The sequence below is a fragment of the Candidatus Chloroploca asiatica genome (assembly GCF_002532075.1).
GTDB lineage: Bacteria > Chloroflexota > Chloroflexia > Chloroflexales > Chloroflexaceae > Chloroploca > Chloroploca asiatica.
In genome coordinates, this window is the sequence record NZ_LYXE01000192.1 from 1 (window position 1) to 19,269 (window position 19,269).

The 19,269-nt window shown below is 66.7% G+C and carries 13 protein-coding genes; 3 read left to right on the forward strand and 10 right to left on the reverse strand.

The genetic code is table 11. The features are described 5' to 3' along the window. The first annotated feature begins 474 nt into the window (after nucleotides 1-474). Nucleotides 475-1,446, forward strand: a complete 972-nt coding sequence (locus A9Q02_RS24005; RefSeq protein WP_141509150.1) for a hypothetical protein — start codon at nucleotides 475-477, stop codon at nucleotides 1,444-1,446. A 340-nt stretch (nucleotides 1,447-1,786) separates the two neighbouring features. On the opposite strand, the gene A9Q02_RS22790 is transcribed toward A9Q02_RS24005, so the two are convergent. The 7 genes from A9Q02_RS22790 to A9Q02_RS22825 form a co-directional block, all read right to left on the reverse strand. After that, a complete protein-coding gene (locus tag A9Q02_RS22790) occupies nucleotides 1,787-2,683 on the reverse strand; it encodes a hypothetical protein (RefSeq protein ID WP_141509152.1) in 897 nt (298 codons plus the stop codon). Nucleotides 2,684-2,974: 291 nt separating this feature from the next. Next, complete coding sequence (locus tag A9Q02_RS22795; protein WP_097655382.1) at nucleotides 2,975-3,457, reverse strand: hypothetical protein; 483 nt, start codon at nucleotides 3,455-3,457, stop codon at nucleotides 2,975-2,977. A 345-nt stretch (nucleotides 3,458-3,802) separates the two neighbouring features. Then, complete coding sequence (locus A9Q02_RS22800) at nucleotides 3,803-4,783, reverse strand: hypothetical protein (RefSeq protein WP_097655383.1); 981 nt, start codon at nucleotides 4,781-4,783, stop codon at nucleotides 3,803-3,805. After that, nucleotides 4,780-5,538, reverse strand: coding sequence for a response regulator transcription factor (locus tag A9Q02_RS22805; RefSeq protein WP_097655384.1), 759 nt, complete (start codon nucleotides 5,536-5,538; stop codon nucleotides 4,780-4,782). Before A9Q02_RS22805 ends, A9Q02_RS22800 begins: the two co-directional genes overlap by 4 nt. Further along, nucleotides 5,535-6,359 (reverse strand): sensor histidine kinase, encoded by an 825-nt coding sequence (locus tag A9Q02_RS22810; protein WP_097655385.1) that lies wholly within the window; start codon nucleotides 6,357-6,359, stop codon nucleotides 5,535-5,537. Before A9Q02_RS22810 ends, A9Q02_RS22805 begins: the two co-directional genes overlap by 4 nt. Further along, nucleotides 6,356-9,298: a hypothetical protein gene (locus A9Q02_RS22815; protein ID WP_097655386.1), complete on the reverse strand. Its 2,943-nt coding sequence runs from the start codon at nucleotides 9,296-9,298 to the stop codon at nucleotides 6,356-6,358. The genes A9Q02_RS22810 and A9Q02_RS22815 overlap by 4 nt, the downstream gene beginning before the upstream one ends. A gap of 345 nt (nucleotides 9,299-9,643) precedes the next feature. Further along, on the reverse strand, nucleotides 9,644-11,014 hold the full coding sequence (locus tag A9Q02_RS22825) for a MinD/ParA family ATP-binding protein (RefSeq protein WP_172451295.1): 1,371 nt from the start codon (nucleotides 11,012-11,014) through the stop codon (nucleotides 9,644-9,646). A gap of 1,779 nt (nucleotides 11,015-12,793) precedes the next feature. Here A9Q02_RS22825 and A9Q02_RS22830 point away from each other — a divergent pair. Next, on the forward strand, nucleotides 12,794-14,506 hold the full coding sequence (locus A9Q02_RS22830) for a sensor histidine kinase (RefSeq protein ID WP_141509154.1): 1,713 nt from the start codon (nucleotides 12,794-12,796) through the stop codon (nucleotides 14,504-14,506). A gap of 402 nt (nucleotides 14,507-14,908) precedes the next feature. Beyond that, nucleotides 14,909-16,339, forward strand: coding sequence for a response regulator (locus A9Q02_RS22835; RefSeq protein WP_172451297.1), 1,431 nt, complete (start codon nucleotides 14,909-14,911; stop codon nucleotides 16,337-16,339). A gap of 384 nt (nucleotides 16,340-16,723) precedes the next feature. On the opposite strand, the gene A9Q02_RS22840 is transcribed toward A9Q02_RS22835, so the two are convergent. Genes A9Q02_RS22840 through A9Q02_RS22850 form a run of 3 tightly spaced genes read right to left on the reverse strand, consistent with a single transcriptional unit; the run spans nucleotide 16,724 to nucleotide 19,165 of the window. Next, complete coding sequence (locus A9Q02_RS22840; RefSeq protein ID WP_097655391.1) at nucleotides 16,724-18,196, reverse strand: FtsK/SpoIIIE domain-containing protein; 1,473 nt, start codon at nucleotides 18,194-18,196, stop codon at nucleotides 16,724-16,726. 30 nt (nucleotides 18,197-18,226) lie between these two features. Further along, the gene (locus A9Q02_RS22845; RefSeq protein ID WP_097655392.1) at nucleotides 18,227-18,526 is read right to left on the reverse strand and encodes a hypothetical protein; all 300 of its coding nucleotides are present in this window, start codon (nucleotides 18,524-18,526) and stop codon (nucleotides 18,227-18,229) included. A gap of 12 nt (nucleotides 18,527-18,538) precedes the next feature. Continuing rightward, on the reverse strand, nucleotides 18,539-19,165 hold the full coding sequence (locus tag A9Q02_RS22850) for a hypothetical protein (protein ID WP_141509158.1): 627 nt from the start codon (nucleotides 19,163-19,165) through the stop codon (nucleotides 18,539-18,541). Nucleotides 19,166-19,269 lie beyond the last annotated feature (104 nt).

Genomic DNA, 19,269 nt, shown 5'->3' on the forward strand with positions numbered 1-19,269 from the left:
CGGATGGCGTGACGCTGGTGGCACGTATGCACCGCATTTGACCAAGACTCGTGTCCAAAGGTGCTTGACACATTCCGTGGCGACCCGCTGGTCGAGCGCTGGGCAGCTAGACGCTCCCGGGCTGAGCCGGACACAGGCCCCTGCCTGACCGAAGTGCTGGGTGTTCGCCACACGGCACGCACGCGCTGGCGCTTCGCGGGCGCACACCCCTGACCCAGACCCCCACCGGAAATCCCATACGATTCTGCTCCGTTGGGCGCTTCGGCTTCGCTCAACAAGGATTATGTGGCGGCTTCGCGCCACATGAATCCTTAGTTCGTTGGGCTGCTAGAGCTTATCGCCGGTAGCACGACCGGTACTTTGTTCTATCCCCAACTTTTATACCTCCTAGTTCTGCTAAAATAGCTTCTGTAACCTTTGAAGCTTTAGCGCGTACAGTTGGATAAGATATCCTCAGATAAGGAGGGCTTGGAAATGACTCGAGACCAGCGCAGGAGTAGTCATACCAAAGGAACAGGCCAATCCACAATCATTACACCGGAAGAAAACACTAGCTCTAGAAACGAAAAACAGGCACAACCAAGTTTAGGCATTGTAATTGATACGCTTCAGAAACTAGCTGGCCTAACAACAGCTATTGCAGGGCTTGCATATGTTATTGGATTCATAATCTTAACCATTCATTTAGCAAAATTTGGTGTTTACGGAGCAAGTCTATTAAATTCGCGATACATTTCGGTGGGGGTTTTATATATACTCCTCCTTTCCTTTCCCTTATTATATGCGGCAAGATATTTCCATTATCGATCAGTTATTGCAGTAACGATTTCGGTATTTATATTGCCTGTGTTTTCGTTTGCTGCATTAGCGGTTCTAGGTTTCATCAACACTACGTCGTTAGATCAGTTAGTATCTAGTTTTGCCCTTTGGATTTTCACAGCTGCTCTTTTTCCCACAATTGAGCTAATGAAAGAGGTTTATGGCACACGCTTAAACCCCATTACTATGGAACCCGCTCGACCACCATGGCTAAAATACTTGTCTCCACTTCCTATACTTGGAACAATTGTAGGCATTTTTGTTTATGCAAACGCCATATACCCTAATATATCTCCGCGAATTGGAGGCGGAGAGCCGGTAAAGATATTTCTCGTTGCAAAGCGAGACAAGTTGGAAGCCATTTCTCAACTAGTGAGGTTGGACAAAGAATTAGTGACTGCGCCTCTTTATCTAATTGAGCAAAATCAAAGCTCGTATGTGGTTTTGGCGCAGGATATACAAAGCGATGAGATCAGAGCCGTTTCTATCCAAAGTGATTTGGTTGACGGCATAATCTACCCGAATCTACCACAAAACAACCAATCCAATGCAACAGTAATGCCAACCTTGCCAGTAACACAAACAAACGTTCCGTCTGCAACAGTATCTCCAACTATTTCGCCATAATCGCTGTGTTCATAGTGTTGTATTCGCACAAATAATCGCATGAATCAAGAACGCAGCCGAACACCGCTGTGCAGCTCACGCCGCTGGCGCGGCCTCAACCTGGGCTCGTTTTACCCGTCAAACTGCGGCTATCTGACCCGACGGGCGGGCGACCGCATTCCTCCAGCGGGGGCCTATTCACCGAAGCGCGGCTCCGATCCACGGGGCGATAGCCGCAGTTTGCTGGCAGCCGGCGCGTGCCGCCAGCATCCTGCTCTCACCACGCCCGCCAGCGGCGCAGCTGACAGCTATCCGTTAGGCGGCAATCCTTTACACTCACAGCGATAGACAACACAAGCGCCTACACCCCCATCTGCTCGCTCGCCACGATCAGCCACCGCCCCACGCCTACATCCCAACGCAACATATACATCACCCGCACCGTCGCCTGCTCCGGCGCGACGGCGCCGGCCTCCTGGTTGCTCCAGGTTTCCTGGGTGACGACGGTGGCCGTGTCGCCGTCCACGGTGATCGCGCCGATGCCCCAGCGTACGAGGATCGAGCGATGCGGGGCGTTGCGGCGCTGGCGCTCGGCCAGCTGGGCGAGGCGGCGTTGGGCGAAGGGGCCGGTGGGATCGAGGTAGGGTAGCAGCGGTGCGCTGGTGAGCAGCGCGGCGGCTTCGGTTTCGGCGCGGTGGTAGTTCGCCAGGGTGTCGAGAAGGACGGCTTCGGCGGCGTGTAGGTTGCCAGCATTGGGCGTGGCCAGGGTTGGTTGCGCTGCCGGGGCAGGCCGGGTGGTTGCGCTCACGCCGCCCGGCGGCTGGCCGAACCAGATGAGCAGGGCGGCGATGATGACGATCCCGAGGATGACGAGGATGGTTGTGCGCCAGGGACGCGGTGCCACCGGGTCACGGTCGTTCGCGGTACCCACCCCCGCGATCGGCTCTTGCGTGCGTCCACTCGGTCGCGGTGCCACCGGGTCACGGTCATGCGCGGCACCTCCCGCGTGCTGGTGATGTGGCCCAGTCACGGCGCTGAACGGGAAGAGCCGCTGCTGCATCGCGCTCAATGCGGCGCGACCAATGTGCCTCGCCGATGATCGCGCTGGTGCTTCCAGCCTGGCGTTCGGTGGCGGTGGTGGCGCTAGCACTGGGACGACGTCGAGCGGCTGGCCGCAGTGGGGACAGGTGAGGCGAAGCGGCGCGAACCTGGGTGTATCTTCCTGGGCTTGGCGAGCATGGTCGTCGGGATGGGCCATGGTGTTCCTCTCATACGGGCAACAATGGGCTGTCAAAGCTCGATTGCCGGGTCTGGCTGCCCATTGTTGCCCCACTGGTGCGATCGGTCGCCAATGTCGTGTCGCGTGCAACCATTGTGCGTCGTCGGTGATGGCGCGTCGGGCGGCAACGATGGGCTGTCAAAGCTCGATTGTCGGGTCTGGCTGCCCATTGTTTCCCCACTGGTGCGATCCAGGCGGTCGCCAAGCGCGCATTGTGTGCAGCCATCGTGCGTCGCCGGTGATGGCGCGTCGAGCGGCAACAATGAGCTATCAAAGCTCGATTGCCGGGTCTGGCTGCCCATTGTTGCCGCCGCTGGTGCGATCCAGGCTGTAGCCAATGGCGCGACGCGTGCAGCCATAACGCGTCGCCAGGCTGTTGATCGAGGCCCCGGCCTCATAGGCGCTGCGGATGGCGGCGTCGTGCGCGACCGCGACCTGGCGGCGCCGCTGGCCGCGCTCCAGCGGCGGTGTGCCCAGCAGCACGGCGAGTTTCTCGCGGTTGACCCCGTGCCGACGCGCAAAGGCGCGCACATACCGGATCCCCTTCGCTTTGACGAGTTGGTGCAGCTTCTCAGCGTCCCAGTCCGGCACGGGGGCGCGTGGGCGGCCGGGCCGACGGCGCGTAATCCCGGCGGCGTCCATCGCCGCGAGCAGTACGGATGTCCGACAGCGGTACACGCTGGCTAGTTCACGAATGGTCTTGCCTTCACGGACATAGTCGTGATGCAGCTGGGCCGCCTCAGGAATGGGCATAAGTGGGTTCCTCCACGCACCGCGTGCTGCGACCACTGGGCCGCCTCAGGGATGGGCATGATCCAGGGCGATTGCATCTTCCGTGCATGCACCCCACCAGGGCACCCGCAAGGGGTGCCCGTACACCGGGCCCGGCCCCCGGCCCTTGTAGGGGCACCCCTTGCGGGTGCCTCGTTGTTGCCGGGTGCCGCCGTTTGCGCCGCTGGTTGCATGCCCATGCTGCCACAGAGAGCATTTTTTATCCGGTTTCGTATGATGCAATCGCCCTGGGGCATGATCCGGTTCCTCCACACACAACGTGCCGCGACCACTGGGCTGCCTCAGGGATGGGCATAAGCGGGTTCCTCAGTATTCAACCGTCGCCCGCAGCGTCTGCAGGGTTGCGGCGAGCTGGCGCAACGCTTCGGCGAGGGCCTGGCGCTCGGTGGACGGAAGGTCGTCACGACGGAGCTGGGTCAGTCGGGCGAGCTTTTCTTGCACCGCACGTATGTCGCTGAGCAGCGCCCCGACGTCACACGTCACCACGACGACGACCGCTTCCGTGACGGGCGGTGCGGGCGACGGGGCCGGCAGGGCGGCGGTGAGGGGAGCGGCGCCGCTCGCGGAGGGTCGGCGCGTCGCATCCGGCGTGGCGGGCGGCGGCGACGCGTCGCGCAGCAAGCGGCGCAACCGTTCGGTCTGGGCCTGCTCTTGATCGAGCGCGTGCCTGGCGGTGTCGCGTTCCTCGATCAGGTCGCTGGTGACGCGCTGATGCAGGTCTTCCACGTCGTGCAGGCGGCGCCGGGTCTGCTGCAGCAGCCCCTGCTCGCGGGTGATCGCCTGCTCCAACTGGGCCACCTGGCGGCGAAGCTCGGCGGTGACGGTGGCGTCGACTGCCTCGATCTGGGCCACGGTGACGGCGTGGCGTTCTGGGGTTGGCAGCGCCTGAAAGGCCGTGACCAGCGTGGGATCGGCGTGCTGCAACATCGCCAGCGCGTAGGTGCGTTGGAAGCCCAGATCGCTGAGCAGGGTGTGATACTGCTGCGGCCCCAGGGCGGTGAGTGCGTCGACATAGCGTTTGGCGTGCTGGGCGCTGATGCCGTGGCGCTGCACGACAAACTGCTCGAAGGTCGGTGCCGCCGGGTCAAAGCGGTAGAGACGGCGGCGGCGTACCTCCAGCAAGATCAGCGACAGGCTGACGATGCCCTCGGCCAGGTCACTCAACCCCCGCGTGATCTGCCGCTGCGCTTGCTGAATCACCCGGTTGGCGCGGTGCAGGTCGTCGATCGTCGCGTGCGGGTCGTCCGTCTCGGCCAGGGTGTCGGGGGTGTCGTGGGTGTCGGTCATGGCGTGGCCCTCGGTAGGCGGTGGTTCCCGCCCGTGCCGGGAGAGCTGAGCAGCACGCGGGTCTTCACGGCACGGCGGGTCGCTAGGTTCAGGCGCTGCAAGATGTTGCTCACATGCGAATTCACCGTGCCCCGTGCGAGCACGAGCTGCGCGGCGATCTCCTGGTTGGTCTTGCCTTCCAGGATCAGGCCGGCGACAACGCGCTGCTGCGGGGTGAGGTGTTCCAGCGCTCGCAGGTAGGCAGCGCGGATCTCGGCCAGGTGCTGCGCTTCGTCGGAGCTGATGTGCAGGGCGGCCAGGGGATCCGGGGGCCGCTGCCCGGCCAGCAGGCTCAGCACGGCGCGCACGAGCACGTCGGCTTCGGCCATGTCTTTATGCACATAGCCAAACGCCCCGGCGTAGATCGCCGCCAGCCTGGTCGCGGCCTCCTGCACACTCGTCAGGATCAGGCAGGGGATGCCGTGCTCATACCAGAGCACGCGGGCCACCGCGATGCCTTCGAGTTCGGCATGCGGCATGAGTACATCACAGATCGCGGCGGCGAGCGGCGGGCCCTGCGCAACCAGGGCGAGCGCCTCTTCGCCCGAGCGGGCGGGCACGACCTCGATCTGGTAGGGGGCCAGGGTCGTACGCACCCAGGCGCGGATGGGCGGGTGATCATCGATGATCAGGACGCGCTGCGGGGACGCAGGTGGGGGTGGCGGCGGCGCGCTGCGGACGGGTGAGAGCCCAGATGGGATGGCGGTCATGGTCATGGCAGAGTCCTTTCCGGTGATGGATGCGCCGGACGCAGACGCGGTTGCCCCGCGTCTGCGTCCGGCGCGACGATGGGGATGGTCACGCGCAACTGCGTGCCGGCACCCGGCGCACTGGTCAGTTGCATCGTCCCGTCGTAGCGGGCGACCAGCATGCGGATGTCACGCAGGCCGCGCCCGCCGGGCGCGGGTGCCGCAAGATCCATCCCACAGCCATCGTCGCACACGACCAGGATCAGCGCATCTGGCGCATACTGGAGCGCAACCGTGACCTGCGTGGGCCGACCATGCAGGTAGGCGTTTATGAGCGCGTTATACACGATGACGATCAGCGCCCGCTGCTGCGCGTCGTCCAGGCAGGGCGGGCGCGTTCCCGTGACCTCTACCTGGCAGGTGCAGTGCGGATACGTGCCGGCGAGATTCCGGGTCAGTGCGGTCACCGCCTGTTCAAGATCGTCCGGGACGAGGGCGGCCCCGGCGGGGTGGGGCAGCATGACGACCATGTCGAGCAGCCGTTTAGTCTGCCGCAGGCCCTCACCGAGCCAGTGGGTGCGCTCATCGTCCGAAGTGGCCGCACGAGCGAGGATCAGGCAGTGCTGAACCGTCAGCACCTGCGGCTTGAGGTGGCTGTGGGCCAGGAGGCGCAACTCGTCGAGCATGGCCTGGCGACCATGGGCCTCGCCCAGCGCGAACAGGTGCTGGGCGGCGGCGGACCGCGGGTGCGACGCCCCACGCCGGCGGCCATGCCAGACGCGGGGCCGCGTGCCCAGGGCATGGCGGAGGACGGTTCCGCTGCGGCGCAGCCGGGCGTGGATCGTCATGCGGCGTCCTGCCCTTCCGTTGCGTCGGCCTGCGTTGCGTCGGCCTGCCGCAGCCGGGTGCGTTCCCGACTGAAGGCAAGCGCGGCCTCGAGCCAGCCGCTCCGCTCAGTGGGGCTCACCGGGCCACGGTCGTCGTCCACGGTGGACGCGGCAGGGGGCAGCGCCGACGAGGTCGGCGGGCGCTGCGCAAGCGCGGCCTCGAGCCAACCGCTCCGCTCGGTGGGGGTCACAAGAACCGGGGCGTCGCCCGCGACAGGCACGGCAGGGGGCGGCGGCGTGGCGACAGGGCCAGATGGTGCAGGTGGCTCGTCCCGGAGCTTTGGTCCATCAGGGCGCGCCTGAGGGACCGAGCGCTCACCGGGCGCAGGGGCAGGCTGGGTCAGCGCTGCCTGCTGCGCGGCGAGATCGCGGTTGACCTGGGCCAACGCCTCCACGTCGCGCAGTGGTGCCGGGACGTCTGCCTGGGCCTGGGCGATAACCTGGGTCAGCAAGGAACGGCGGGCGGTCAGCAGTGTTCGGGCCAAATCAGGCGGGAGCGCCTCCACAGCGATTGGCTGGAGCACCTCCACGGCGCGCACGAGGTCGCCGCGCTGTCGGTGCGCACTGGCCTGGGTGAGGGCCGTTTGACATGTCGTGAGCGTGATCTGGCGCTGCGTGAGGGCGGCCAGCGCGGCTTGCCAGCCGGGATGGGTGGCCCGTCGGCGCATGACCAGCACGTTGGCCGAGGGCACAACGCTGAGTTGCTGCGCCCGGTCAAGCTCCCAGGCCGCCAGGGCCGCCTGGAGACGGGCGGCGGCCTCGTCCAGGGCTTGGTCAAGCGGTGCAACCAGTTCCGGCATTTGCAGCGCCTGGGCGATCACGGCCTGCACCTGCGCAGGGTCGCTCGTGTGCAGCGCACGCGTCAGCACCCCGGCGGCCTCGTCCCAGGCGCCCACGCGCAACGCGGCCCGGGCACGGTGCAGCAGATCGTCATCGGGGGGGGCGGGGGCACGCGCAGGCGACGTCGGCCCTCCCTGCGGAAGATCCGCCCTGCCTTCATCATGGGTCAACCCTGGCGCTGGCTCGTGCGCAGGCGTCACCGCCACGGCTCGCCGATGATCCGCCTTACGTTCATCATTGGTCAACCCTGGCGATGGCTCGCGCTCAGGCGTCGTCGCCACGGCTCGCCGGTGAAAGACACCATGGTGATTATCCTGCAATTCTGGCGCTGGCTCGTGCTCAGACGTCACCGCCACAGCCTGCCGATGATCGTCCTTGCGTTCATCATCGGTCAACCCTGGTGATGGCTCGCGCTCAGGCGTCACCTCCACGGCCCGCCGGTGAGAGACACCACGGTGATCATCGGTCAACCCTAACGATGGTTCGCGCTCAGGCGTGGTCGCTCCGGCCCGCCGATGATCCGCCCTGGGTTCGTAACCCTGCGACTCTGGCGGTGATGCATCGGCAATCTGATCTTCCTGTCGATCTGATGGAGCCCCCACCCAGGCCTGGATCCGGGCCGAGCACGCGAGTGGGGCGTCACGCCAGACCAGCCGACCTCCCTGTACCTCGGCCCGAGCCGCCCACGTGATCGCGTCAGCAGTCACCGTCGCCGTGAGCAGCGGCACCAGGCGCGGAGCTTGCTCAAAGGCTGAACCCTCAGCGAGCAGGGCCACCGTCTGAATGCAGGGGCGGTTCCGAGGCTGGGCCGACGCCACCTCAATCACGACGTCGAACGCTGCGCTGAGCGCATGCAACGCCGCGTCGGGGGCACCGGCAAACCGCGTCCCCGCCGCCGCCGTTGCCGCCAGGCGGGCCATGCGCCGCAGCGCCGCCGGTGCCGACGCCGCGTTGATGCGCACCAGCATCCGCTGCCCGGCCTCGGCGTGATGGAGCACCTCGCCGGCGTCAGCGTCGTCGAGCGTGGGCAGCACCACCAGATCGGGCCTGAGCGCAGCGAGCGCGGGCAGCACCGTCGGGCGGGCAACCTGCATGCAGCCTGGAGAAGGCGGCTCGTCAGGCTCCTGTGCAGGCAAGGGCGTGGGGCCGCCCACCGCCCTAGCACGGCGGTCGACCACCAGCACATGCTGCCCGGGCGCGCCGTGGCCGTAGTCCACCAGCGCGTCCAGCACCTCCATCGTCGCCGCCTCCGGCGGGCCACTGACCAGGCACGAAGCGCCCGCGTCCAGCAGGAGGGCCAGCAGCGCCGCCGCAGGCGCATCGAGCATGCCCCGATCGACCAGTGCAGGGAGCGTGGCCGACGGGCGGTGGCGACGGCGCATCACCACCAGCAAGCCCGGCTCAGCCGGCCGCATGGCCATCACGCAGGGTTCGCGCACGAGGTGCAGCTGGAGCGTGCCCGGCCATGCGCCCGTGATGATGGGGTTCTCGGCATCCCAGATCCGGCCACGCGCCCGCGTGAGAAAGGTGGCCCGCAGCAGCGGTTCACGCGCGCTGGCATACGCCTGGGGCTGGATGACCCGTCGCTGCGGCCCCACGCCCAGCACGGTCGTGCCAATGATCATGATCGTCGTGATCGACGCATCGTCGAGCAAGGCCTGCACGTGTTCCCCCCAGGCGCAGGTTGCCTCCCACAGCACCTGGAGCCCGCGTTCGTCGTGGAGCAGCGCGGGATCGACGCCCTCCAGTTGCGGGTGCGTGCGGGCGGCGTGCAGCACGCGCCGGAACACGGCCTGGCGCTGGGCCAGGTCGCCGCCGGGATCGAGCAGGAGGTCACGCTCCGCAGGGTTGAACCCCGCGTCAGCGGTGGCTGCCTCAGCTTCACCGCGCTGGCGGGCACACGCATGCGCTTCGGCCCGCTGGCAGGCACGGTTGATCCAGGTTGCGATGGCGCGCACCATCGCTTCGGTCACCGCCCCAGGCGGCATGGCCTCGTCGTGAACACGGGGGTGCTCGGCGGCCCGCTGATCGAACCTCCGAGGCGTTGTGGGTGGCGTCATCGTGGGTCTCCCTTCATCGTCATCGCCTCTGGCCGGGCCGGCAGGTGGGGGTGGAGGGCGGCTGCGTTGCGCACCCACCGGCGCTTTTCCACTGAGCGTGGCATCGTGCGTGGCATGATCGGGCCGCTCCGTTCATGGGCGTTGCTTCGGGCAGGGGCGCGGTCGTGGCAGGGTGAGGTGCCCCCCCACTGGCGTTCCAAGCCCGAGCGCGGCATCGTACGTGGCGTCATCGTGGGTCTCCCTTCATCGTTATGGCCTCTGGCCGGGCCGGCAGGTGGGGGTGGCGGGCGACTGCGTTGCCCACCCACCGGTTCCGCATCAAGGAGCGGGGGCACATCCATCTCGTCATCGTGAACCTTCTTTCGTGGTCGTTGCGTCCGGTACGCTTGGCAGGGGCATGGCAGGGGCGGCTGACCTGCCCGCCCACCGCGTCCAGAAGGAGTGGGCGTGCGCTTCATCGGGGTCGACGCGGGTCAGCCAGGCGGGAGGAAGTGCAATCAGATCCATCCAGCGGCGCGCAACGTGGCGGATCGCCTGACAGTACGGTCGTCGGGGGGCGAGATCGAAGGCCGAGCAAAAGGGCACCCGCTCGGCCGCCATGCTGAGCAGCGCCGGGTCGTGCGGTACGAGGCCGAGTTCGGGCACGTGCGGATACTGCCCCAGCACCTCGCGCCGCACCGTGCGGATATCCATGACGTGGCCGCGGGCACCTGCGATCCAGACCAGCATCGCCGCATCCAGCGCCAGCCGCCCATCCTCACGCGGGAGCTTGCCCAGCACCTCGAGCGCCGACAGCGCCCCCATGCGCTCTTTGTGCCCCGGTGGGCAGACCACGATGGGCGTACTCGTGCGGCGTGTGAGCAGCGAAACGATCACCGGACGGCTCTTCCAGTCTGTCCCCAGATCCACACAGACCACGTCATACGCCAACTGGTCAAGCGTGGCGATCAGTCCCTCCAGGCAGGCGGTCGAGATATCCCAGGGATCGCGCACGCCCTGACCCGCGCAGAGGAGATCCAGCCCGCTGCGATGGTGGATTATCCGTTGCTCGACGAGCTCGCGGGGGTAGGAGGTCACGAGATGCGGATACGCGTCAGGCAGTGTGGTCAAGCCCGCTCGCCCCTCGTCGCCGAGCTGGAAGAAGTTCACCAGCGCACCCTGGCCGATATCGAAATCCACGGCCAGCACCCGCAGGCCGCGCCGCACCAGGTAGAGACAGAGATGCATCACGGTGGTCGTCTTGCCCGAGCCGCCCGCGTTGCTGGTGGCGACCATCAGGTACGGATGGCGCAGTGGTTCCAGCGTGAGCTGGTCGAGGATCCAGGCGACCACGCGCTGCGCCTCGGGATGGTGTGGCGTGCGAGCCTCCGGCGTGATGACCTGAAGATCACCGCCGGTCGTACGGACTTCGTCGCGCAGGGCGGTCTGAATCGCCTCCGGGGTGTCATGATGGAGCGTCACGATCACGGGAACCTTCGGCTGACGCGAGCGGCTCATCCAGACGACGAGCTCCCAGAGCGAAGTCGCGCGATCCTTGCCGGGCTTCGGCACCATCGTATCACTCAAGATCACCGCATCGAGGCGGGCGGACGGATTGTGCATAACGGACGCCATGGCCTCCGCCTCACGTAGCAGCGTCAGGTGGTGGGTACCTCCCAGCGCCTGTTCGAGCGCCGGGAGCAAACCGGGAACATCAGAGCCAATCAATAACGCCATCGGTGCTCCTGTCATCTCTCATGGTGTGGACGCCCGACGTCGGGGCGCCCCTCATTGGTCAACGGTCAACCTCGGGCCAGAGCGACCGCTGTGCCCCACCGGCAGCGCCGCGGCAACCAGGGAGGATCACCAGCGGTACCGCGACAACCAGGCGTCACGGACACCGAAACCATCGTGCCGGTGGACACGACCACACCAGTGGAGCGGCAACGAGCCAGCACAAACATCGCGGACGTGGCGACGCCACATGCAGAAGGCCTCGTGGCAGCTCCCCCGTGGGTCGTGTCAGGCTTGCCATGGCACGGCCACCACCCCCATCGTTCCTTCGTACGGCACCAGCGGAGCGGCAACCAGCCAGCACGAACATCGCGGACGTGGCGACGCCACATGCAGAAGGGCTCGTGGCAGCTCCCCCGTGGGTCGTGCTGGGTCTGCCCCGGCACGGCCACCAATCCTATCGTTCCTCCATACGCCACCGGCGGAGCGACAACCAGCCAGCACAAACATCGCGAACGTGGCGACAATCCATGCAGAAGGCCTCGTGGCAGCTCCCCCGTGGGTCGTGTCAGGCTTGCCCCGGCACGGCCACCACCCCCATCGTTCCTTCGTACGGCACCAGCGGAGCGACAACGAGCCAGCACGAACATCGCGAACGTGGCGACAATCCATGCAGAAGGCCTCGTGGCAGCTCCCCCGTGGGTCGTGTCAGGCTTGCCCCGGCACGGCCACCACCCCCATCGTTCCTTCGTACGGCACCAGCGGAGCGACAACGAGCCAGCACGAACATCGCGAACGTGGCGACAATCCATGCAGAAGGCCTCGTGGCAGCTCCCCCGTGGGTCGTGTCAGGCTTGCCCCGGCACGGCCACCACACCCATCGTTCCTCCGTACACCACCGGCGGAGCGGCAACGACCCAGCACGAACATCGCGAACGTGGCGAGACCACATGCAGAAGGCCTCGTGGCAGCTCCCTCTTGGGTCGTGCTGGGCTTGCCCCGGCACCATAGGGTATCGGTGCGAGGCCGAGCCGTTCGTCGCTTCCGCCGCACTACGATCCCGTGCCACTGACGGCACCGAGCCTGACAACCCAGGCGTTTGCTGAACAACACGGAGCACCGTTTGAACCCAGTGCTATGTGCCACTGACGGCACCGAGCCTGACGACCCAGGCGTGATGGACGGCGCGCCGTGGTTCTCGAACCCAGCGCGTCAATGCGGATGCTCTCCCTCCTTCCTCAGATCGTGAGCGATTCGTGATCAGGGCCGCGATCAGCCCCACACCCGTGAGGCCCCGCGTGCCACGGGAGACGTCCGAAGGACGGGACGGACGCCGCCGTGGTGCGTGTAGGGCCACCTGGTCTAGCGCGATGATAGCGCACCCGCAGGGGTCACGCCCAGGGTCAAAAATGATCAAAAGACGATCAAATGTTCCACCTGTGACCCTCCCTGTCATGCAACGGTAATCTCGTAAAATCGAACATCTTTGCGTTTCGTGCTATACTCAGGCACGCTTTGGGGTTCACTGGGAAGCACCGTCCCGCGCCCACCCGAGGCAGGTCGGTCGACGGCTACCGTTGGGGCGTTCGGGCTTGTCCTTGGCGTGCCTGGCGTGCCTGATGACGGCACAACGACGGCTGGGCCGAGGCGGGCCGTACGCCGACGGTGCTTGTCGGTCGCGGTGCTGAGGTCACTGATGGTGAGGTGATGCGATCATTCCGGCGCTAACAGCTGACGCGGTTCAGGGTTCCTTGCGGCCCTGGCGTGACCATTGGTGAGGTGATGCGAGCCCCCGCACCCGCCACCGCTGGGTTCCGCGCTGCCCTGCTACACGCGCTGGCCTGGAGCCTGGTCACCGCCGCGCTCACCCGCGCCGCGCTCTTGGCCTTCGCGAGCAGCAGCCCACCGGTGGTGCCGCAGGTCTGGTTCGACCTGAGCGCGGTCACGATCGGGTGGGGGGTCGTCGGCCTGAGCGTGGCGTTCACCGCCCGGATGCCCGGCCCTGACCGGCGCAACTGGCTCGGCGTGATTGGGGCCATCAGCATCGCGGCGAGCGGCCTGAGCCAGCAGCTGATGGCGACCGCGATGCAGCTGGCGGTCACCCCCGGTCTGGCGTTGGTGATCGCCAGCCTCGCCGGGAGTGTCAGTGTGGCGACGCTGGCCGCCCCCACTGATGTGCAGGAGCGCGGTAGCCTCCGCGCCGGGCAGGCCCTGCTCGCCGTCCTCGCCATCCTGGGGGCCACGACCCTGCTTGGCGCCGCGTGGTCACCCCAGCGCGACGCTCCTGGGGCGTTGCCTCTGGAACCGCCCCTCGTTTTCGCTATCCTCCTCGATCTCGCCCTGCTCCTGGCCGTGATGCTCATGGCGCTCATCCGCCCGCGGGCGCTTCGCGCAATCCAGGGGCTGCTCTGGCTGAGCGTTGGCCTACGCCTGGCAACGCTCGTGGGCCTGCCTCCGGGGGCAATCGCCCGTGCGCATGACCTGCTGGAACCCCTGCGGCTGAGCCTCCTGGCCCTGGTCGTGCGACGCTGGGCCGCGCAGTGCCCGGCCCCCGCTCAGGCGGACGATCGCCCGCGGACGCCCGCCGCATGGCTGCCGTCGCTCGTCGTCTGGGGCGCACTGGTCAGTGTCATCACGACGCAGCACCTTGCACCCGCGCCCGTCCTGGGCCTGCTCGGGCTCGAACTGGGGCGCGGCGTGCTCCAGCGCATCAGCCAGACCCGCCAACGCCAGCGCTGGTGGCACCGCCTGCACGCCGAACGTCAGGCCCACCAGGCCGCCCAGGCCGCGTCCCAGCAGCAGATCACCGCGCTTGCCCGCCTGATCCACGACCAGGCCGCGCCCCTCAGCGGGATCGACCGGCTTGCCCGTGAACTCGAGCGGGCCGAGATTCATGGCCTCGCCCAGCGGCTCAGTGATCACCTGGATCTGTTACGGAGTCTCGCCCGCCAACTCCGCAGCGTGCTGAGCGACCGGCCCCTGCTTCCGCGGCCCCCCGTCGTCGTCGCAGTGCTGCCGATTGTGCGTGCCGTGATCGACGCCGCCGCAGAACGGGCCCAGATCGCCCGCGTGGATCTCTTCTGGGTGATGAACAGCGCCGGCGCCACCGTGCGCGGCGATGCGACGGCCCTGCGGCGGATCCTCGACAACCTGGTGACCAACGCGCTCGACGCAACCAGCGCCGGCGGCCAGGTTGCCATCGAACTCTGGGATGACCGGCACGTCCCAGGCTGGCTGACGATCAGCGTGCGCGACACCGGTACCCGCGTGCCCAACGCAGCCTACGTGCCGGAGGGGCGTGCTGACCCCAGCACCCTTCCTGGCCCAGGAATGGGCCTGGGTCTGGGGATTGTCCGTGAACTGACCGAACACATGGGCGGCGTCTATGGGGTGACCAGTCGCCCCGGGGAAGGCAGTGTCTGCTGGATTCGCCTGCCCGCCGCCGACGCACCCCAGGGACCACCGCCACGAGGAGCACGTGATGCCAACGAGTAGCCGCCCTACGCCCGTGCGTGGCGTTGAGCCACATGCCGCACCGCGAAGGGACAGAAGCCATGCCGACGATCATGCCATACGGCGGTGGCCCAGCGCCACGCGCCACGTCGCGTCCCACGGAGAGAACCACATGCTGCCAACACCCTGGGTGTCGTCACCATGCCACCGGGGACGAAAGGCCCCGTACCGCAAAAGAGGCGCACACCATGCGGCGAAACGACCCCGTCCGACCACGAGAAGCACGCCCTACCAACACCCTTGTTGTCGTCACCATGCCACCGGGGACGACGTGCCCCGTACCGCAAACGAGGCGCACGCGATGCCGAGCAACCACCCCGTCCCACCACAAGAAGCACGCCATGCCAACGACCTGGGTGTCGTCACCATGCCACCGGGGACGACATGCCCCGTACCGCAAACGAGGCGCACGCGATGCCGAGCAACCATCCCGTCCCACCACACGAAGCACGCCCTGCCAACACCCTTGTTGTCGTCACCATGCCACCGGGAACAACATGCCCCGTACCGCAAACGAGGCGCACGCGATGCCGAGCAATCACCCCGTCCCACCACGAGAAGCACGCCATGCCACCGGCCTGGGTGCCATCACCATGCCACCGGGGACAACGTGCCCCGTACCGCAAACGAGGCGCAGACCCGATGTGCGGCCAACACCCTTGTTGTCGTCACGCTGACCGCGAGGACGGAACGCACCAGATCACGAAGAAGAGGAAGCAAGCCATGCCAACGATCTTGATCATTGACGACGATCCTGCCGCCCGCGACGATGTGCGGACGGCACTCCCGCCCGCGTGGACGCTGGTGGAGGCTGATGATGGGCTGAGCGGGGTAGACCAGGTACGGCACCGCCACCGCGAGCTTGATCTGGTCATCCTCGACATGCATCTGCCCGACCTTCCAGGCGGGAGTGTCTACCTGCGCCTGCGTGAACTCCGCGCCGACCTGCCCATTGTCCCCTTCACCGCCGACCCCATCCCCGTCGCGGCGCTGACCGCTATGGGCTGCTTGCCACCGATGTACAAGCCGGTTGATCCTTTGAGCCTGCGCCGCCAGCTCTCCGCCGCCCTCGCACAGCCGATGCCCGCCCTCCGCAACGACGCCGTCGTCAGCCTGGCCCGCCAACAAAGCCACGAACTCGAACGCCTGCGCCGCGTGCAGCGCGCCGTCCTGCACGTCATCATCTACAGCACCTCACGCATCGTCCGGAGCGGCCTCACCCAGCACCTGCGCGGCGTCGCCCAGATCATGGAAGCCAGCCACCCGACCGCGCTCCGCCTGGCCCTGCAGTACCTGCCATGGACGGCGATCATCGCCGAGGGAAGCGCGGCGAGCGCCATTGCCCCGATCGCCCGGGCGCACCAGATCCCCCTCGTGCTGCTCGCCTTTGACCCCACCCAGGCCCGCACCGCACCGCCCGATGGCGTCGCCGCCGTGGTCTTCGCCCACGACCCAGCCCTCAGCGAACGCCTGACGGCCACGCTCAGCGCCCTCGCCCTGGGCGAGCCGGCACCACTCTTCCCGCCGCCGCTCATCACCGAGACAGAGACCCGACCGGACATTCCGCCGACCATCGTCGCTCACTTCACCGCGCTCGCGGTCTCCTCGCGCGAAATCGACGTGATCTGGCTCAGCGCCCAAGGCCTCCCCAACGACGCCATCGCGGACGCCCTGGGCATCACCCTGACCACCGTCAACTCCCACTGGCGCAACATCGGCGCCCCGCGTGGCCTGACTCGCAAACAGGCCAGGCTCTGGGCGCAGGAGGAGGTGCGGAGGGTGCGGGAAGCACCGACCTCCGAGCATCCCCAGTGACACTGCTCGGTGCGCAGACGCTGCGGTGTGGTCAGCCCTGGCAGGCGCACCATGCACCATGCCAATACCCCGCATATGCAGCTATTCGGGGGGAGTTTGGTGCGCACAAAAACCGCCGTTTGGCGCATTGGGACGCCGTATGACGCAGGTGGGTACAGCTTGCAGCCATGCAAGGTCGTCTGATCGGGTACGCACAGGCCCGATCACCGGGTTGCCAGAGCGACGCAGGCCGGTTGGGGCGGCGGTCAGCGCGTCTTCCTCCCCTCAATGCACAGGGGTCGCATCAACCCCTCGGGGTATGTGGGGTGATCAAGCGCTGACGTGGCCGCTGTCACCGCCGCTGCCCCGCGGCATGCATGGGGCAGCCCCTTCCTTCCAGCCCGCTTACACCTGCTGCTCAACCTCAGCCGGCTCACGCCGGCGGCCAAGCGCCGCATACACGCGCTCCAGGCGTACCTGCTTGCGTCCCCGCAGACCACGCGACTCGGCAATGCGGGTGGGCGACCATTGCCGGTGAAGGTGTAAATAGGTAATCTGCGCATCGGTGAGTTCATCACCCTGTTCCAGGGCAGTATCGATCGCTGTACCCAGCGGGTCGAGCGTGTTGGCAGTATCAGTGGATACCCCATTCTGATGCCCGGTACTCACCATACTGCCATCAGCGAGGAGGGCTGAACGCGTCGTTTTCGCGCACTGCTGGCCCCGGCTTGCCGCGGAACGTACCGCAGTATCGGGTATCGTCGCCTCCTGTTGGGGCGCAGAAAGGCTTGACACGCTGGTCCGCTGTCGTGCGCTGGGCAGCCGGGCGATCGCTGCTTTCCGTTCCTCGACGGTGAGATAGGGGATGCTGACCGAGACGACATCGCGGTAGAAGCGTACGGTGAACTGGCCGCGCTCGGCGAGTTCTGACGGCGGCATACCGCCACGCTCCTTGATCTCCCCGGTGCTCATCCCCAGGTTGGGCTTGTCGGCATCGCGGCTGACCTGACCACCGGCCACGGCCAGGCCGATCTGCCGCCGCCAGCCGGTCTCCCAGTTCGAGGCGTCCTGCATCAGGATGCAGTAGCGGAGGCCGCCCGCGAGGGCCGAGGAGAGCTCGCGGGTCAGCCAGCGCTCCAGCTCACGGCCCAGCACCTTCTCCAGGAGCGATAACTCGTTGATCACGACCCAGACCAGCGGTGGGCGACTCTGGGGTGGCAGTTCTTCCCACTTGGTCACCCCGTGCTGCGCCAACAGGCGCATGCGTTCGGCACGGAGCGCTTCGAGCGCCGCGATTGCGTCAGGAAGGTCTTCTTCGCGGGTGATCGGCTCACGCCAGTTGTGCGCCAGCCCACGCCAGAGCGCCCCGTCTGGCCCTTTGCCGTCGATACAGAAGATCTGCACCTGCGCCGGCGTCGTGCGCGCGCAGAGGGTCGTGGTGGTCAGGAATTCCCAGATGTTCTTGCCCCAGCGGGTCATGCCCGTGACCTGGATGTTGCCCACAAAGTAGGGGCTGTCACCATGCAGGCTGCCGGTCACGAGGTCGGCCACGCCATCTGAATTCTGCCAGCCAATCGGGATCGCGTAGGGATCAGGCGCGTGATCGACCGCGACCGCGTGCAGGGTTGGCCCAACACCCGCCGGTGGGGTGCGCAGCGGTTGCGGGTGCTGCAGCAGGTGCGCAACTGCCTGGCGTTGAACGACATCCAGTGCCTCGATGCGGTGCTGGTAGTCTTGGGTCAGCTGGGCGGCCCGCTCCTCCGCCTGCCGGGCGCGTCGGCGCAGCGTGAGCAACTCGTAGACCGGCCAGGCGGCGACGAGCACCGCAAAGCCGAGCCATTGGAAGAGCCCGAGCGCGTCAAGGAATGATGGTTGCATCGTCATGCCTCCTCAGAGCATGGCACGGGATCACGACGTCGGCTGATGCACCAGTCGCAAGACCAGCCGCCGCCCACCGATCAGGATTTCGTTGCCCTGCACCACAATGTCGGTTCCTGGGCTATCAGGCGTGATCACGAGTTGATCGCCATGGACGTCGATCGCCAACGTAACCGGGGCCTCAGCCTTGGCCGCGATGCGTTCGAGGAGCAGGTCGACAAAGACATCGGCCTCAAGCTCACGATCGCCACGCGCCATCCGCTCAAGATGCCCCTCGATCATGGCGTCGAACTCGGCCTCGCTCATGTCGGAGAGTCGCGATTCGCTCATTCGGCACCTCCCTCACCCCGGTCGCTCCTGCCAGGTCTCAACCATCCCCCGAGAGAAGCGGCGCAGCAACCGCTCGGAGCCGAGCGCAAAGGCAAAGCTCATGGCTACCAACAGCAGCGCGTTGGGCCACCAGGCCGGGACACTGGTGGTGCCACCCAGGGCAGTGACGAGATGCCCCCAGTCTAGCACGTTCTGGGGGGTCGTGCCAACCAACCCTGGGAGCCATGTTGCCGCCAGCGGGAGCAGGCCGACCAGGGTTGTGCCGGCGTCAACGAGCACACAGCCGACGAGCAGCAGCAGATACCACGGGTCGCGCCAGCGGTACCAGAGAGACAGCTCGGCGCGGGAGAGCAGCACGTGGAAGAGGAAGCCGAGCAGGCCGGTCAGCGGGGTCAGCCCCACCGGCGCGGTGACGCCGAGCACGGTGAAGCTGGCGTTGCTCAGCCAGACGCCCAGGCCGAGCAGGAAGAAAAAGACTTCGCCGAGCATCCGGTCACGCCAGGTCTGCGGTGCCCGGCGGCGCGACCGTGCGGACGCACGGGGTGCGGAGCTTCCACGGGTGGCCGATGCTGGACGCAGCGGCTCCGGGGGCGCGGGCTCCACCGGCCCCGCATCAGCGGGGGCCGGCGGTGGGGACACGACGAGCGGCGTGGCGGGTGGGATCCGCTTTCACGTATAGAGTTTTTGAGACATTTCGAGCCATGTGTAAAGGGTTTTGCAGGCGGGTCGGCCTTCTGGTACGA

What these genes read in the sequence shown, in the direction of transcription:
- A9Q02_RS24005 (WP_141509150.1), top strand. Translation starts at nt 475, where the DNA reads ATGACTCGAGACCAGCGCAGGAGTAGTCATACCAAAGGAACAGGCCAA.
- A9Q02_RS22790 (WP_141509152.1), bottom strand. Translation starts at nt 2,683, where the DNA reads ATGGCCCATCCCGACGACCATGCTCGCCAAGCCCAGGAAGATACACCC.
- A9Q02_RS22795 (WP_097655382.1), bottom strand. Translation starts at nt 3,457, where the DNA reads ATGCCCATTCCTGAGGCGGCCCAGCTGCATCACGACTATGTCCGTGAA.
- A9Q02_RS22800 (WP_097655383.1), bottom strand. Translation starts at nt 4,783, where the DNA reads ATGACCGACACCCACGACACCCCCGACACCCTGGCCGAGACGGACGAC.
- A9Q02_RS22805 (WP_097655384.1), bottom strand. Translation starts at nt 5,538, where the DNA reads ATGACCATGACCGCCATCCCATCTGGGCTCTCACCCGTCCGCAGCGCG.
- A9Q02_RS22810 (WP_097655385.1), bottom strand. Translation starts at nt 6,359, where the DNA reads ATGACGATCCACGCCCGGCTGCGCCGCAGCGGAACCGTCCTCCGCCAT.
- A9Q02_RS22815 (WP_097655386.1), bottom strand. Translation starts at nt 9,298, where the DNA reads ATGACGCCACCCACAACGCCTCGGAGGTTCGATCAGCGGGCCGCCGAG.
- A9Q02_RS22825 (WP_172451295.1), bottom strand. Translation starts at nt 11,014, where the DNA reads ATGGCGTTATTGATTGGCTCTGATGTTCCCGGTTTGCTCCCGGCGCTC.
- A9Q02_RS22830 (WP_141509154.1), top strand. Translation starts at nt 12,794, where the DNA reads ATGCGAGCCCCCGCACCCGCCACCGCTGGGTTCCGCGCTGCCCTGCTA.
- A9Q02_RS22835 (WP_172451297.1), top strand. Translation starts at nt 14,909, where the DNA reads ATGCCCCGTACCGCAAACGAGGCGCACGCGATGCCGAGCAACCATCCC.
- A9Q02_RS22840 (WP_097655391.1), bottom strand. Translation starts at nt 18,196, where the DNA reads ATGCAACCATCATTCCTTGACGCGCTCGGGCTCTTCCAATGGCTCGGC.
- A9Q02_RS22845 (WP_097655392.1), bottom strand. Translation starts at nt 18,526, where the DNA reads ATGAGCGAATCGCGACTCTCCGACATGAGCGAGGCCGAGTTCGACGCC.